Source organism: Micromonospora sp. HUAS YX12 (assembly GCF_040215685.1).
In the GTDB taxonomy this organism is placed as follows: Bacteria; Actinomycetota; Actinomycetes; order Mycobacteriales; family Micromonosporaceae; genus Micromonospora; species Micromonospora tulbaghiae.
Genome location: NZ_CP157974.1, coordinates 614,902 through 630,375 on the forward strand (window position 1 = coordinate 614,902; position 15,474 = coordinate 630,375).

Consider the following 15,474-nt stretch of genomic DNA (forward strand, 5'->3'; position numbering starts at 1 on the left):
CCAGTCAGCGGTCGTCCAGCAGCGGCTGGGTGGGGTTCCACGGGGTTCCACCGGCTGCGTCGTGGCGGCGGCGGGCTATCGCGGACAACGCCTCCAGCACCACCCGGTTGCCCAGGTACGCGGTGATGTCGGCGTGGTCGTACGGCGGGGCGACCTCGACCACGTCCAGCCCGACCACCGGCAGTTCGTAGCAGACCCGGCGGACCGCGTCGAGCAACTGCCGGGAGGTGAACCCGCCCGGCTCGGGCGTGCCGGTGCCGGGTGCCATGCCGGGGTCGACCACGTCCACGTCGACGGAGAGGAACACGCCCTCGCACTCGTCGGTCGCGATGCCGAACGCCTCGGTCAGGCAGGTGTCCAGCCCGCGCGCCACGATCTCGGTCATCTCGTACGAGCGCATCCGCTGCTCGGCCATCCACGCCAGCGTGTCGGGGCCGGGCCAGTAGCCGCGCAAGCCGATCTGGAGGAAGCGGTCACCGCGTACCGCGCCGGAGGAGATGAGCCGGCGCATCGGCTGGCCGTGGCCGTGCAGCGAGCCGAACTCGACGTCCCCGGTGTCGGCATGCGCGTCGAAGTGCACCAGCGACACCCGGCCGAGCCCGTGGTGCCGGGCCACCCCGGTGGCGTCCGGCAAGGCGATGGAGTGGTCGCCGCCGAGCACCACCGGGATCGCCCCGGCTGAGGCGACCGCGTGCACGGCGGTCTCCAGCGCGGCGAGCGAGCGCTCGATGTCGCCGCCGAACATCTCCACGTCGCCGGCGTCGTAGACGCACAGGTCCTTCAGCCCGTCCACGCGCAGCGCCAGCGACGGGCGGGAGCCGTCGTGCGGCAGGTAGCAGGCCTGCCGGATGGCGGACGGCCCGAACCGGGTGCCCGGCCGGTGCGAGGTGCCGCCGTCGAACGGCGCCCCGATGATCACCACGTCCGCGTCGGCGTACGTGACCGGCTCCTCGACGGTGCACGGCGGCACGCCGAGGAACGTGATGTCGGGGCCGTACATCGGGCCGTACCGGGTCATCGTTCCTCCATCCCCCACGGCGAACCGTAGCCGGTGAGCAGGTCCAGGAAGGGGGTCGGCGGGAACGCCTCCGGGCCGAGCACGCCCGTGCCCGTCCAGGCGCCGGTGGCGAGCAGTTCCAGCGCGACGACCGGGTTCACGGCGGTCTGCCAGACCACCGCCTGGTGGCCGTACTCGGCCATCGACCACTCGTTGTCGACCACGTGGTACAGGTAGACCCGGCGCGGGCGGCCGTCCGGCCCGGTGCCGGTGACGTACGTGCCGGCGCAGGTCTTGCCGCTCATCCGGTCGCCGAGCGTGGCCGGGTCGGGCAGGGCGGCGGCCACCAGGTCGCGCGGTGACACGTCGACGCCGCGTACCCGCACCGGCTGGGTCGAGTCCAGTCCGAGCTTGTGCAGCGTGCGCAGCACCTCGATGAACTCGGTGCCGAGGCCGTACTTGAAGGTGACCCGCTTCGCCGGCACCCAGCGCGGGATGAGCAGCACCTCCTCGTGCTCGACGTTGACGCACTCGACCGGGCCGATCCCGGCCGGGAAGTCGAAGACCTCCGGCTCGCTGAACGGTTCGGTGGTGAACCAGCCGCGCCCGGCCTCCCAGATCACCGGCGGGTTGAGGCACTCCTCGATGGTGGTCCAGATGGAGAACGACGGCGCGAAGTCGTACCCGGCGACTGTGAGGTTCGCGCCGTCGCGTACCCCGATCTCGTCGATCTCGGCGAACAGCTCGTCGGCGGCGTAGCGGGCGAAGACGTCGGACAGGCCCGGTTCGACGCCGATGCCGCAGAGCGCCAGCCGCCCGGCGGCGGCCCACCGCTCCGCGACGGCGAACTGCTCGTCGCCGAGCTTGACCCCGGTCTCGGCGTAGGGGCGCTCGGGGTGCGGCCGGGACAGCGACATGGCCATGTCCAGGTAGTCGGCCCCGGCGGCGAACGCGCCGTCGAAGATCGGCATGACGAAGCGCGGGTCGACCGCGTTGAGCACGTGCGTGATCCGGTGTTCCCGGCACAACGCGGCCACCGCGTCGGCGGAGGAGGCGTCCACGGTGGCGGCGACGAACCGGTCGCCGTGCCCGGCGACGGCCCGCGCGGCACGCGCCGGGTCGTGGTCGGCGACCACGATGGTCTCGAAGAAGGAACGGCGGGCGGCGATGGATACGGCGGCGGAGCCGACGCCACCGGCGCCGACGAGGAGGATACGCATCAGGAGTCGAACCCCAGTCCAAGACGGTCGAGAGTACGGAGCCATAGGTTGCGCCGACCGCCGCGCGCGTCGGCGCGGGCGAGCGACCAGCGGGTGAGGTTGATGCCCACGGACCGGGCCGGTTCCGGCGGGAACGGCAGCGGCTTGCGGCGCACCAGGTCGAGCCGGGTCAGCGGGGTGTCCGCGCCGGAGAGCAGGTCGAGCGTCACGCGAGCGCCGAACCGGGTCGCGCCGACGCCGAGCCCGGTGAACCCGGCGGCGTACGCCAGGCGCCCCTCGTACGCCGTTCCGAAGAACGCGCAGAACCGGGTGCAGGTGTCGATGACGCCACCCCAGCGGTGACTGAAGCGCAGCCCGTCCAACTGGGGAAACGTCGCGAAGAAGTGCGACGCCAGCGTGGTGAAGGTGGCCTCGCGCTGCTCCAGCGCGGGCGCCACCCGGTTGCCGTAGTGGTAGATCGCGTCGTAGCCGCCGAACAGGATCCGGTTGTCGGCGGTGAGCCGGTAGTAGTGGAACTGGTTGCCGGTGTCGGCGAGCCCCTGCCGCTGCCGCCAGCCGATCGCGTCCCGCTGCGCCCCGGTCAGCGGCTCGGTCGTCAGCGCGTAGTCGTAGACCGGCACGATCCAGGAGCGCAGCCGGCGCAGAAGTGGCGGGAACGCGTTCGTGGCCAGCACGACCTGCCGCGCCCGCACCGCGCCGGGCGCCGCGTCCGTGCCGCCCGCCGTGGTGGCGCGCAGCCCGGCGCCGTCGCGGGCCAGGCCGGTGACGCGGGTGTGCTCGTGCACGCGTACGCCCAGGTCGAGCGCGGCCCGGCGCAGTCCCCAGGCGAGCTTCGCCGGGTCGAGCAGGGCCACCCGGTCGGCGTCCCACATCCCGCCCAGGTACGTCGGCGACGCCACCTCGGCGCGTACCTCGTCGCGGTCGAGCAGCCGTACGTCGTGGCCGTACCGGCGGGCCAGGTCGGCGTCGGCGGCGAGCCCGTCGAGCTGGTACGGCTCGACCGCGACCGCCAGTTCGCCGGTGCGTTCGAAGTCGCAGTCGATGTCGTACTTCGCCACGGTGGCGGCGATGGCGTCCAGGTTCTCCCGGCCCAGCCGCTCCAGCTCGCCGATCTCGCCGGGGAACCGTTCGGCGCCGTTGGCGAGCCCGTGGGTCAGCGACGCGGCGCAGAACCCGCCGTTGCGCCCGGACGCCGCCCAGCCGCACGTGCCCGCGTCGACGAGCAGCACGTCGCGGTCCGGGTCGGCCTCCTTTGCGAGCAGCGCGGTCCACAGCCCGGCGTACCCGCCGCCGACCACGAGCAGGTCGGCGGTGTGCGCCCCGGCCAGCGGCGGCAGCGGGTCGGGACGGACCGGGCGGTCCAGCCAGTACGACACGGGCGCGGCGTCGGCCAGCGCCCGGCCGGTATGCGGGAGTGTCATGGCTTGCCCGCAGGTGTGGCGACCATCGCGAGGGCGGCCCGTCGCGCCCGCCGCCCGCGCAGCGAACTGGCGCCGACCAGCAGCAACGCGATCACGAACATGGCCGTGCCGATCACGTTGACCTGCGGCGGGATGCCTCGCTGGGAGGCGCCCCAGACGTACATGGGGAACGTGACAGTGGTGCCGGCGTTGAAGTTCGTGATGATGAAGTCGTCGAAGCTGAGCGAGAACGCCAGCAGCGCGGCGGCCACGATGCCGGGCAGCACGAGCGGCAGCGTGATCCGGCGGAACGTCTGCCACTCGCTGGCGTACAGGTCCATGGCGGCCTCCTCCAGCCGCCGGTCCATGCCGGCGAGCCGGGCCTTCACGGTGACCACGACGAACGACACGCAGAACATGACGTGCGCGATGACGATGGTCCAGAACCCCTGCGGCACCCCGGCGGCGACGAAGAGGGCGAGCAGTGAGGTGCCCATCACCAGTTCCGGGGTGGCCATCGGCAGGAAGATCAGCCCGTTGAGCCCGGACCGGCCGCGGAAGCTGTGCCGGACCAGCGCGAAGGCCATCAGCGTGCCGAGCACCGTGGAGACGACGGTGGCGATCAGGCCGATCTGCATGCTGCGCACCACGGCGTCGCACATGTCCGAGGTGGCGCAGGGCTGCTTCCAGTTGTCGAGCGTGAACTCGTTGAAGTCGTAGGAGAGCCGGCTGGAGGGCCGGTTGAAGGACAGACCGGCGACCACCATGATCGGCAGCGTCAGGTAGCCGAGGACGAGGAGAGCCACGACCATCACCCACCGGTCGGCGAGCCAGCGCCTCAGTCTGCTCACAGCGCCGGCCTTTCGTTCGCGACTGCGGGGCTCCGCTTCGCTGCGCTCCTCGCGCTCACAGAACCTCCTCCGTGCCGGCCTTACGCAGGTAGACGAAGACGATCGCCAGGATCGCGGCCATCAGCAGGAACGACAGCGCCGCGCCCTGCGGGTAGTCCAGCCGGACCAGGAACGCCGAGTCGATGACGTTGCCGATCATGTACTCGTTCGGCGTGCCGAGCAGTTCGGCGTTGATGTAGTCGCCGGTGGCCGGGATGAAGAACAGCAGCGTGCCGGCGATCAGGCCGGGCATCGACAGCGGCAGCGTCACCTTGGCGAACGCGCGCAGCGGGCTCGCGTACAGGTCGCTCGCCGCCTCCAGCAGCCGGGGATCGAGCCGCTCCAGGCTCGCGTACAGCGGCAGCACCAGGAAGGGCAGGAAGTTGTACGTCAGGCCGAGCACCACAGCGATCGGGGTGGCCAGCAGCCGGCCGTCCGGGCCGAGCAGGTGCACGTCGCGCAGCAGCCCGACGAGCGCGCCGTTGTCCGACAGGATGGTCTTCCAGGCCAGCGTGCGCACCAGGAAGCTGGTGAACATCGGCGCGACCACCGCGACCAGCAGCAGGTTCTTCCACCGCCCGGCCTTCTGCGCGATCGCGTACGCCAGCGGGTAGCCCATCAGCAGCGCGAGCACCAGCGCGATGGCGGAGTAGAGGAAGGACCGGGAGAACTGCGGCCAGTACGCCTGGAGCGCGTCCGGGTAGTTGCCGAACGCCCAGGTCATCGCGTACCCGGTGGAGAGCGAGCCGGCCGGGTCGTAGAGGCTGGCGGAGGCGAGCTGCACCAGCGGAAGCGCGAAGAAGACGAGCAGCCAGACCGCGCCCGGAAGCAGCAACAGGTACGGCAGGAGGCGGCTGCGCCCGGGCCGCACCGGCGGCGGCACCGGTTTCCCGGCGGAGGTCGGTACGTGGGCCAGGGCGCTCATGCCGCCACTCCGATTCGCTCGCTGCGCTCGCTCATGGCAGCGCACCCACCGGCGGCTCGTCGAGCAGCGGCGTGGTCTGGTCGTCCTCACCGGCGGCCCGGGGCAGCAGGAACGCGTGCCGCGGATCCCAGTGCGCGGTCACCGCCGTACCGACGGCGAGCCGGCCGCCCAGCCCGCTGTTCGCGGCGAACGCGGACAGCTCGCTGCCCCACGCGGTGCGCACGAGGTACTGGGTGCTCACCCCGACGTAGGAGGTGTCGGTGACCACGCCGCCGACGTGCTGGTGCCCGGCCGGCACCCGGTCCGGGCCGTCGGCCAGGTGCAGCTTCTCGGGACGTACGCCGAGGAAGGTCGGCCCGTCGGTGAGCCGGGCCCGGCCGGCGGGCACCGAGAAGCGCGCGCCGTGCGCCGTGACCAGCACGTCGTCGGCGGCGCGACCGCCGGCTTCGGCGGCGAGCAGGTTGGACTGGCCGAGGAAGTTCGCCACGAACGCGGTGGCCGGGTACTCGTAGATGTCGGCGGGCGCGCCGAGTTGCTCGATCCGGCCGGCGTTCATCACCGCGACCGTGTCGGCCATCGTCATGGCCTCCTCCTGGTCGTGGGTGACGTGCACGAACGTGATGCCCACCTCGGTCTGGATCCGCTTCAGCTCGATCTGCATCTGCCGGCGCAGTTTCAGGTCGAGCGCGCCGAGCGGCTCGTCGAGCAGGAGCACCTGCGGGTGGTTGATGAGCGCCCGGGCCAGCGCGACGCGCTGCTGCTGGCCGCCGGAGAGCTGGGCCGGGCGGCGCCGGCCGTACCCTTCGAGCTGGACCAGCGCGAGCATCCGCTCCACCTGGTCGCCCACCTTGCGGATGCCCCGGCGGCGCAGCCCGAACGCCACGTTCTCGTGGATGTCCAGGTGCGGGAAGAGCGCGTAGCTCTGGAAGACGGTGTTGACCGGCCGCTTGTACGGCCGCAGCCCGGCGATGTCCTGCTCGCCGAGCAGCACCTGCCCGCTGGTGGGCTGCTCCAGCCCGGCGATCATCCGCAGCGTGGTGGTCTTGCCGCAGCCGGACGCGCCGAGCAGGGCGAAGAACGAGCCCTGCGGGACGGTGAGGGTGAGGTCGTCGACGGCGGTGAAGACGCCGAACCGCTTGGTCAGGTCGACCAGGCGCAGGTCGCCGGCCGGGGTCTGCTGCCCCTTCACGCGCCGATCACCTGCTGGAACTTGGTCTCGTACTCCTTCTCCTGCGCTTCGTCGAGCGCCATGAAGACCTTGGCCTTGGCCAGCATCGCGTCGTCCGGGAAGATCAGCGGGTTGGTGGCCAGATCCGGGTCGATCTTCTCCATCTCGGCCTGTGCGCCCTGCACCGGACAGATGTAGTTGACGTACGCGGCCAGCTTCGCCGCCACCGCCGGGTCGTAGTAGTGGTTCATCAACGCCTCGGCGTTGGCCTTGTGGGTGGCCTTGTTCGGCACCAGCATGTTGTCCGACCAGAGCATCACGCCCGACTCGGGCACGACGAACTTGATCTTCTCGTCCTCGAAGCCGAGCTGCACCACGTCACCGGACCAGCCGATGCACGCGGCGATGTCGCCCTTGGCCAGGTCGGGCGCGTAGTCGTTGCCGGTGAACCGCCGGATCTGCTTGCTGTCCACCGCCTTCTTGAGCTTGTTCAGAGCGTCGTCGAACTGGGCCGCGGTGAACTTGGCCGGGTCGTGGCCGAGCGACTGGAGCAGCAGGCCGATGGTGTCGCGCATCTCCGACAGCACCGTCACCTTGCCCTTGAGATCGGGGCGGGTGAGCAGCTCGTCGACGGTGCGGATCTCCTTGGTGACCTTCGCGTTGTACGCGAGCCCGGCCAGACCGGACTGCCACGGGACCGCGAGCTGGGTCTCGGCGTCGAAGGAGCGCCCGCGCAGCGACTGCAGCAGGTTCGCCTCGACGTTGGGGATCTTCGACTTGTCCAGCTTCTGCACCCAGCCGAGGCGGATCATCCGGGCGGCCATCCAGTCGGTGAGCACCATGATGTCCCGGCCGGTGCTCTGACACCCGGCGAGCTGGTTGCGCACCTTGCCGAAGAACTCGTTGTTGTCGTTGACGTCCTCGGTGTACGTCACCTGGATGCCGGAGGCGGCGACGAACGCGTCGAGCGTGGGGCGCTTGGACTCGTCCTTCTCGTCGGTGTCCATGTACTGGGGCCAGTTCGAGAAGGCGACCTTCTTCTCGGTGGCGGACAGATCCTCGCTCTTGCAGCCGGCTTCGGTCTGCTGGGCTCCCTTGGTTCCGCAGCCGGCCAGCGTGCCCGCGGTGGCGAGCAGCGCGGCCGAGCCGACGGTCCCGGTGAGCAGACCACGCCGGGTGAGGGTCCGGAGGGGACTACGCATGTGACGACTCCTTGGGGGGCATCGTCGGCGGCGGGACGGGGGCGGCGCGCCGGCGGGAGGGTCAGTGGCGATGGACGACTGATCCTGACATGAGGAAACCTCTCTCACAAGGGATTCCGTTGCCGGAATAGCCAGTCGCCACGAAATACGCCAGACTGCGCGGGGCACTACGCTCAACACGGAGAATCGGACACGAGGAGCGTCGATGGTCAACCGGCACCAGGAGAACTCGAACGGCGCCCGTCGGGTCACCGTCCGTGAAGGAGCCAATCACGCTCTGCTCGACGACGTGGCCAAGCAGATCATCGAGCAGCTCCAGGAGGACGGGCGCCGGCCGTACGCGAGCATCGGCAAGGCGGTCGGCCTCTCCGAGGCGGCCGTCCGCCAGCGGGTGCAGCGGCTGCTCGACGCGGGCGTCATGCAGATCGTCGCGGTCACCGATCCACTCCAGCTCGGCTTCCCCCGCCAGGCCATGATCGGGCTGCGCACCGACGGCGACCTGGAACCGGTCGCCGACCGGCTGGCCGAGTTCGAGGAGGTCGACTACGTGGTGATCACCGCCGGCTCGTTCGACCTGCTCGCCGAGGTGGTCTGCCGCAACGACGCGCACCTGCTGGAGATCCTCCAGAAGCTGCGCGGCGTCCCCGGAGTGCTCTCCACCGAGGCGTTCGTCTACCTCAAGCTGCGCAAGCAGACCTACAGCTGGGGCACCGCCTGATGCGGATTCCGTTGACGGTGCAGTGATATGGCGCTGAATCCGTCGCCTTGAAGCTTGTTCGCTTGCCTTATCGGCATCGCCTGTGGGATAACCGTGGGCAGAGCGGCCGGTGTCACCCCTGACCGGCCCGAGACCCGATGGGGCTGACATGGCCAACGCCACCGACCATCTCTGGATGCACTTCACCCGCATGGCGAGCTACCCGGCCGGCGAGGTTCCGACAATCGTCCGGGGCGAGGGCGCGTACGTCTGGGACGCCAAGGGCCGCCGCTACCTGGACGGGCTGGCCGGGCTGTTCGTCGTCAACGCCGGCCACGGCCGCGCCGAGCTGGCCGAGGCCGCCGCCAAGCAGGCCGGCGAGCTGGCCTACTTCCCGCTCTGGTCGTACGCCCACCCGAAGGCCGTCGAGCTGGCCGAGAAGATCGCCACGCTCACCCCCGGCGACCTGAACCGGGTCTTCTTCACCACCGGCGGCTCCGAGGCCGTCGAGGCGGCGTGGAAGCTGGCCCGGGCCTACTTCAAGCGCACCGGCAAGCCCACCAAGCACAAGGTGGTCAGCCGCTACATCGCCTACCACGGCACGTCGATGGGCGCGCTGTCGATCACCGGCCTGCCCGGCATCAAGACCGACTTCGAGCCGCTGGTGCCGGGCGGCATCAAGGTGCCGAACACCAACTTCTACCGGGCCCCCGAGCACGGCGACGACGCCGAGGCGTTCGGCCGCTGGGCCGCCGACGAGATCGGCCGGGCGATCGAGCGGGAGGGGCCGGAGACGGTCGCCGCCGTCTTCCTGGAGCCGGTGCAGAACTCCGGCGGCTGCTTCCCGCCTCCGCCCGGCTACTTCGAGCGGGTACGCGAGATCTGCGACGCGTACGACGTGCTGCTGGTCAGCGACGAGGTGATCTGCTCCTGGGGCCGGCTCGGCGAGTACTTCGGCGCGCTGCGGTACGGCTACCAGCCGGACATCATCACCACCGCCAAGGGCATCACCTCCGGCTACGCCCCGCTCGGCGCGATGATCGCCAGCGAGCGGCTGATGGAGCCGTTCCTCACCGAGACCGGCATGTTCGCGCACGGGGTGACGTTCGGCGGCCACCCGGTCTCCTGCGCGGTCGCGCTGGCCAACCTGGAGGTGTTCGCCCGGGAGGACCTGATCGGGCACGTCCGGGCCAACGAGGGCGCGTTCCGGTCCACCTTGGAGAAGCTGTACGACCTGCCGATCGTCGGCGACGTCCGGGGCGACGGCTACTTCTACGGCATCGAGCTGGTCAAGGACAAGACGACCCGGGAGACGTTCGACGAGGCCGAGTCCGAGCGGCTGCTGCGCGGCTTCCTGTCCACCGCGCTGTTCGACGCCGGGCTGTACTGCCGGGCCGACGACCGGGGTGACCCGGTGGTGCAGCTCGCCCCGCCGCTGATCGCCGACCAGCAGCACTTCGACGAGATCGAGCAGATCCTGCGCGCGGTGCTGACCGAGGCGTGGTCCCGGCTCTGACGCCGATGACGGACTACCGGCACCTGTCGTACTGGCTGTCCGGCCTGGACGAACCGCTGACACCGCGACCCGGGTTGCCCGGCGACACGGACGCCGACGTGGCGATCGTGGGCGCCGGGTACACCGGGCTGTGGACGGCCTGGTACCTGGCCGAGGCCGACCCCACGTTGCGCGTCGTCGTGCTGGAGCGGGAGATCGCCGGGTACGGTGCCTCCGGGCGCAACGGCGGCTGGTGCTCGGCGCTGTTCCCCACCTCGCTGCCGGCGCTGGCCCGGCGGCACGGCCGGGACCGGGCACTGGCCATGCAGCGGGCCATGCACGACACGGTCGGCGAGGTGGGGCGGGTCGCCGCCGCCGAGGGCATCGACTGCGACTGGCGGGCCGGCGGCACCGTGACGCTCGCCCGCGGCGAGGCCCAGCTCCACCGGGCCCGGGCCGAGGTCGCCCGGGCCCACGCGCACGGGCTGACCGACGACGACCTGACGCTGCTCGGCGCCGACGAGGCCGCCGCGCGGTGCAACGCCGAGGGGGTACGCGGCGGCACGTACACCCCGCACTGCGCCGCCGTCCACCCGGCGAAGCTGGTCCGGGGCCTGGCCCGGGCGGTGGAGCGCCGGGGCGTACGCATCCACGAGCGCACACCGGTGACCGCGCTGCGGCCGGGCGCGGCGGTGACCCCGGCGGGCTTGGTCCGGGCGCCGGTGGTGGTCCGCGCGACCGAGGGCTACACGCCGGGGCTGCCCGGCCAGCGGCGTGCGGTGGCGCCGGTCTACTCGCTGATGGTGGCCACCCCGCCGCTGCCCGAGGAGACCTGGGCACGGATCGGGCTGGCGGAGCGGGAGACGTTCTCCGACTACCGGCACGTCATCGTGTACGGCCAGCGCACCGCCGACGGCCGGCTCGCGTTCGGCGGGCGGGGCGCGCCCTACCACTACGCCTCCCGGGTGCGGCCGGGCTTCGACCGGGAACCCCGGGTGTTCGCGGCGCTGCGCCGGACGCTCGGGGAACTGTTCCCGGTGCTCGGGCCGGACGTGCCGGTGACGCATGCCTGGGGCGGGCCGCTCGGCGTGGCCCGGGACTGGGCCGCCTCGGTGGGGCTGGACCGCCGCACCGGGCTGGCCTGGGCCGGCGGCTACGTCGGTGACGGCGTCGGCACCAGCAACCTCGCCGGGCGTACGCTCGCCGACCTGATCCGGGGTGTGGACAGCGACCTCACGGCGCTGCCCTGGGTGGGCCACCGTTCCCCGCGCTGGGAGCCGGAGCCGCTGCGCTGGCTCGCCATGAACGCCGGCCTGAAGGTCATGTCCTCAGCCGACCGAACCGAGCACCGCACCGCCCGCCCGTCCCGCCGAGCCGAGGCTTTCACCCGCTTCCTGGGCCACTGACCCCGACCTCCATCCCGTTGATCATGAAGTTGGCGGCACTCAGGGAGATCGAAAACGCCGTCAACTTCATGATCGACGCGGCGGAGGGTGCCGGGCCGGGAGGCTGGGGGCGGCGGGTCAGTGGTGGGGTGGGATTACCCGGAGGTGGCCCCGGCGGCCCTGCTGGGGGGTCTGGGGCCTGGTGGTGGGCTCGTCCTCCGGGGGGCGCGGCGGGGCCGGGCGGGCGGCCTCGCGTACCGCCTCGGCCAGCGCCACCAGGTCGTCCGTGGTGGGCGGCGGCGGCTCGAACTCGCCCTCGTGCCGCACCACGTCCCAGCCGCGCGGGGCGGTCAGGTTGCGGGCGTGCGGCTCACACAGGTCGTACGTGTGCGGTTCGGCGAACGCCGCGAGCGGGCCCACCACCGCCGTCGACTCGTTGTAGACATAGGTCAATGTGGCGACCGCTTGCCGGGGGCAGCCGTTACGGGAGCAGCGCCGTGGTGACCTCACGGCGGCAGGGTATCCCCATTACCGGGTCCGGCGCACCGCTTCGCGTTACGACACGCCCGTCATGGTGATCACAATTCCTCCGATCGGCGCACCGGCACGCCGGACGGCCGCGCGACGGCGGGTGGACCGCCGACCGGGCTACCCTGTGCGTCATGACGAGCCCCCAGAACCGCCGCCCCGGCTCCGGCCGGCGCACCCACCGTGACCGGCACGGTCGCGGGCTGCGCGGGCGGCTGGTGCCGGCCACGGTGCCGCTGGCCCGGACGAAGGCCGAGGTCTTCGACGATCTGGTGCTCGACACGGTGGAGACGCTCGAACGCCGGTTCGCCAAGGAGCTGGCCGGGGTGGAGTTCGCGGTCGAGGATGTCCCGCCGGATCTGAACGTCTACGACTCGGACGTGCTGGAGGACGGCGAGGTGCCGCTCGCCCGGCTGCTGCCGGGGCGGCCCGGCCGCCAGGAGGTGCCGCCGCGGATCGTGCTCTACCGGCGGCCGCTGGAGTTCCGCGCCATGGACCGCGAGGATCTCGCCGACCTGGTGCACGACGTGATCATCGAGCAGGTGGCGAATCTGCTCGGGGTCGATCCGGACGAGCTGGCCTGACCGGTTCGACCGGGCAGGGCGCCGCCGTCCGGCCGGACCCCTCCGGCCGGACGGCGACCCGGGTCCGGGCGGCCCCCACCGCCCGTGGACCCGTACGTGGATCAGGCGGCGACCCGCCGCTTGAGCTTGCGCCGCTCCCGCTCGGAGAGGCCACCCCAGATTCCGAACCGCTCGTCGTGGCCGAGCGCGTACTCCAGGCATTCCGTCTTCACTTCGCACCGCGAGCAGATGCGCTTCGCCTCGCGGGTCGAGCCGCCCTTCTCGGGAAAGAACGCCTCCGGGTCGGTCTGCGAGCAGAGCGCTCGCTCCTGCCACTCCGGCGCGTTCCCGAGCAGGTCGGCCACCTCGAGCTGGCCGTCCATCGATTGCCTCCTTGTCGCGCACCGGCGTCATTCGCCGCTGCAACCCCCCACGCGAAAGGCGTGCCTGTCCGTACGGTCACCATTTGTTGCGTTCCGTGCGAACAACCCCATTCAAATTACACGCGTGTAATGCGTGCGCCGTCAAGCCAAACTTGATAATGGAGTCGCCCTCCCGACACGTCCGGGACGACCGCCGCGGTCGCCCGTAGCCTCGCAACCTGCCCTATCGATTCAGACCCCGGACGAGTAACGCCCTCCCCGGCGAGTTGCCGGAAGTTTTCTGCCGTGGCGCATCGCCGACAGGCCGGCCGGACGCCCCCGCCGGCCGCTCGTACCAAGATCAGAATTGGTGGGGCAAAGGGTAACCCGCTTCCCGCGGTACCGCCCGCCGAGCGGTCCAACGCCGACCGCGCCCCGTCCATCATGTGGACGGGGCGCGGGTTCCGGCGCGACTGACGGCTCAGTCCAAGCGGGCTGGTGAGCTGGTGGGCCAAACGAATTCGGCGACGGATCCACCGGCGACCGAGATCGCGCCGGCAGACGTACTCTCGTCCCACCAGACGGTATAGACACCCGCCTCCAGATCCGGGTAGACGGCACTGTGGAACACCCCGTCCCGGACGTGCCGCTCGCGTACGGCGGAGTGGGTCCGCGGGCCGTCGAGGTCCACGCGGCTGATCTCGATCTCCCGGCCGTGCAGATCCCGCCCGGTGTGGATGATCAGTGCGCCCCGGTCGCCGCCCAGGTCGAGCACGACGCTGCCGACCTCCGACGGGCCGAGATCGTGATGGTGTGACATCGGCCGCCTCCCGTCAGGACTTCTTCGCCTGCGGGTTGCCGAACCCGTCGTACGGCGTGCCGAGGAACGGGAAGTCGGCCAGGAACGGCGCGGTCACGTCGGCCGCGCTCAGGCCCGGTGTCACCGCCGCGGCGGCGGCGTCCGGCCGGAACGTCTTGTCGACCAGCGGCACGGTCAGCCCAGCGATGGCGCGCAGCGCGATCGTCACCACGTCGTCGGCGACGCGACGGCCGTTGGGGAAGCCGGCCAGGTCGCCGCCGAGCACGCCGAACCGGTCCGGCTTGCGGCTGGGCCGGATCGCCGTGTTCAGCCGCAGCATGTCCGCCTGGACGTCGCCCGTGGTGTTGGCGAAGCCGTCGATCAGTCCGGCCGGGACGCCGGTGAGCAGGATCGCCACCAGGTCGGCACGCGGCTTCTTGGACTTGTTCAGCGCGTCCAGATTGGGGAACACACCCGGGTAGAGCGTGGGCAGCAGCGCGGCCAGCTCGGGCCGCTCGACGAACCCGGCGAACCGCTTGTCCTCCGACGGCGGCAGCGTGTTCCAGACGTCCTTCCTGGACATCGGCACGATGACCTCGTTGAACAACGGGTTACCGAGCCGCGACACCTGGGTGAAGGGCCCGGCGGCGGTGTCAGCGGCGACCCGGTCACCGAGCACCCGCACCTGCTGGCGGGACGCACTCGTCCAGACCCCGATCGTCGAGGCGCGGTCGGCGTAGCCGTAGCGGGCCGCCTTGCGGCGTACCTGGTTCAGCGGCACCTGCACGGCGAGACTGTGCACGTTGAGCCGGTCCAGCGCGTTCACCGGCGCGCCCTCGTCCCGGAACAGCTTCTTGCCGGCCACGTGCAGCTGCTGGAACGGCCGCAGCGTACCCAGGTCGAACACCGCGCCCAGGTCGACGAAGAAACCGTCGGCGCGCTGCCCGGCGAACACCTTCTCGCCGGTGGACAGCTTGAACGTCGCCTGCCGGACCAGGTTCTGGTAGTTCGGCGTGGACAGCGGCCCGACGTTGCACGGCGGGCAGGGCAGTTTGTGCGCCAGCACACGCGCGCGGCCGTCGGCGATCCGGGTCAGCCGGTAGAACTGCCGCCGGTTCCAGTTCTTGCTCTCCAGCGACTCGATCGGCCCGGTGTTGTAGAGAAAACTGTTCTGGTTCGTGATCTCGGTAGTGAATTCGAAACGATAGGTGACGTCCGGATATCCGTCCCCGTCGTTGTCGATGTGAATCTCGTACCGGACGTCGTCACCGAACTCGAAGAAGTTCGGGCCGCCGGAGGGAAGCTGCACCGGCACGTAGTTGGCGATCAACGTGATCGTGTCCGGCTGGCTCGGCGTGACGAACGCGTACAGGTCGGAACTGTCGGCGACCGGATCCTTGGCGATCTCCGGGGCCTCGCGGTGAGAGGACATGGCGGACGCACCTTCGTCGGGGGAACGGAAAGCGGAACCGGCGCCGGGAGTCCGCGCCGGCGGAGGGTGGGATCAGCGCCGGCCGGCGGCGCGCACCAGGCGGTCGGCCAGGCCGCGGTCGCGTACCTCGACCCGGGTGGTGCCGACGAAGACGTCCATGACGCCGGTGGCGGCGTCGCGGAGGTGGACCACGATCGGCTCGTCGCGCCGGTTCGCCGTGGGGGCGTTCTGCGCGGCGGACAGGCCCGGCACGGTGAGGGCGGCGGCGCCCAGTGTCGCGCTCGCCGCGGCGGTGAGCGTCTGCCTGCGGGTCAACCGCGGCCAGATCCGCCGTTTCGGCGCGTCGGTGGTCTCGTCAGTGCTCATCGGCTGCCTTTCCGGACCGGCGCCGCAGCGCCGCAGCGGGCCGGG

General features: G+C 71.4%; 16 protein-coding genes. 4 read left to right on the top strand and 12 right to left on the bottom strand.

What is annotated here, in order from left to right; genetic code table 11:
• Nucleotides 1-4 precede the first annotated feature (4 nt).
• From speB to ABIH81_RS03065, 7 genes are read right to left on the bottom strand one after another with little or no spacing between them, the layout of a single operon-like run.
• Nucleotides 5-1,018, bottom strand: coding sequence for an agmatinase (gene speB, locus ABIH81_RS03035; protein WP_349878915.1), 1,014 nt, complete (start codon nt 1,016-1,018; stop codon nt 5-7).
• The gene (locus ABIH81_RS03040; protein WP_349878916.1) at nt 1,015-2,217 is read right to left on the bottom strand and encodes a saccharopine dehydrogenase C-terminal domain-containing protein; all 1,203 of its coding nucleotides are present in this window, start codon (nt 2,215-2,217) and stop codon (nt 1,015-1,017) included. The genes speB and ABIH81_RS03040 overlap by 4 nt, the downstream gene beginning before the upstream one ends.
• Nucleotides 2,217-3,638: an FAD-dependent oxidoreductase gene (locus ABIH81_RS03045; protein ID WP_349878917.1), complete on the bottom strand. Its 1,422-nt coding sequence runs from the start codon at nt 3,636-3,638 to the stop codon at nt 2,217-2,219. The genes ABIH81_RS03040 and ABIH81_RS03045 overlap by 1 nt, the downstream gene beginning before the upstream one ends.
• Nucleotides 3,635-4,468: an ABC transporter permease gene (locus ABIH81_RS03050; RefSeq protein WP_349878918.1), complete on the bottom strand. Its 834-nt coding sequence runs from the start codon at nt 4,466-4,468 to the stop codon at nt 3,635-3,637. The genes ABIH81_RS03045 and ABIH81_RS03050 overlap by 4 nt, the downstream gene beginning before the upstream one ends.
• 55 nt (nt 4,469-4,523) lie before the next feature.
• On the bottom strand, nt 4,524-5,432 hold the full coding sequence (locus ABIH81_RS03055) for an ABC transporter permease (protein ID WP_349878919.1): 909 nt from the start codon (nt 5,430-5,432) through the stop codon (nt 4,524-4,526).
• Nucleotides 5,433-5,463: 31 nt separating this feature from the next.
• Entirely contained in the window at nt 5,464-6,621 is a 1,158-nt protein-coding gene (locus tag ABIH81_RS03060) for an ABC transporter ATP-binding protein (protein ID WP_349878920.1), read from the bottom strand.
• Entirely contained in the window at nt 6,618-7,802 is a 1,185-nt protein-coding gene (locus ABIH81_RS03065) for a spermidine/putrescine ABC transporter substrate-binding protein (RefSeq protein ID WP_349878921.1), read from the bottom strand. Before ABIH81_RS03065 ends, ABIH81_RS03060 begins: the two co-directional genes overlap by 4 nt.
• A 205-nt stretch (nt 7,803-8,007) precedes the next feature.
• Between ABIH81_RS03065 and ABIH81_RS03070 the strand changes: the two genes are divergently transcribed.
• The 3 genes from ABIH81_RS03070 (at nt 8,008) to ABIH81_RS03080 (ending at nt 11,400) form a co-directional block, all read left to right on the top strand.
• Nucleotides 8,008-8,520, top strand: coding sequence for an Lrp/AsnC family transcriptional regulator (locus ABIH81_RS03070; protein WP_349878922.1), 513 nt, complete (start codon nt 8,008-8,010; stop codon nt 8,518-8,520).
• Between the two features lie 148 nt (nt 8,521-8,668).
• Nucleotides 8,669-10,015: an aspartate aminotransferase family protein gene (locus ABIH81_RS03075; protein WP_349878923.1), complete on the top strand. Its 1,347-nt coding sequence runs from the start codon at nt 8,669-8,671 to the stop codon at nt 10,013-10,015.
• Between the two features lie 5 nt (nt 10,016-10,020).
• Nucleotides 10,021-11,400, top strand: a complete 1,380-nt coding sequence (locus tag ABIH81_RS03080; protein ID WP_349880989.1) for an FAD-dependent oxidoreductase — start codon at nt 10,021-10,023, stop codon at nt 11,398-11,400.
• Nucleotides 11,401-11,517: 117 nt separating this feature from the next.
• Here the strand turns inward: ABIH81_RS03080 and ABIH81_RS03085 are convergent, their stop codons facing one another.
• Nucleotides 11,518-11,889, bottom strand: coding sequence for a DUF3499 domain-containing protein (locus ABIH81_RS03085; protein WP_349878924.1), 372 nt, complete (start codon nt 11,887-11,889; stop codon nt 11,518-11,520).
• A gap of 152 nt (nt 11,890-12,041) precedes the next feature.
• Here ABIH81_RS03085 and ABIH81_RS03090 point away from each other — a divergent pair, with 152 nt between their 5' ends.
• A complete protein-coding gene (locus ABIH81_RS03090) occupies nt 12,042-12,491 on the top strand; it encodes a metallopeptidase family protein (RefSeq protein ID WP_018787548.1) in 450 nt (149 codons plus the stop codon).
• Nucleotides 12,492-12,592: 101 nt separating this feature from the next.
• On the opposite strand, the gene ABIH81_RS03095 is transcribed toward ABIH81_RS03090, so the two are convergent.
• The 4 genes from ABIH81_RS03095 to ABIH81_RS03110 form a co-directional block, all read right to left on the bottom strand.
• A complete protein-coding gene (locus tag ABIH81_RS03095) occupies nt 12,593-12,853 on the bottom strand; it encodes a WhiB family transcriptional regulator (RefSeq protein ID WP_013284161.1) in 261 nt (86 codons plus the stop codon).
• A 460-nt stretch (nt 12,854-13,313) separates the two neighbouring features.
• On the bottom strand, nt 13,314-13,652 hold the full coding sequence (locus ABIH81_RS03100) for a phospholipase (RefSeq protein WP_349878925.1): 339 nt from the start codon (nt 13,650-13,652) through the stop codon (nt 13,314-13,316).
• A 13-nt stretch (nt 13,653-13,665) separates the two neighbouring features.
• Nucleotides 13,666-15,063 carry a DUF4331 domain-containing protein gene (locus ABIH81_RS03105; RefSeq protein ID WP_349878926.1) on the bottom strand — a complete coding sequence of 466 codons (1,398 nt, stop codon included), beginning with the start codon at nt 15,061-15,063 and terminating at the stop codon, nt 13,666-13,668.
• Nucleotides 15,064-15,135: 72 nt separating this feature from the next.
• A complete protein-coding gene (locus tag ABIH81_RS03110; RefSeq protein ID WP_349878927.1) occupies nt 15,136-15,429 on the bottom strand; it encodes a hypothetical protein in 294 nt (97 codons plus the stop codon).
• Nucleotides 15,430-15,474: the final 45 nt, after the last annotated feature.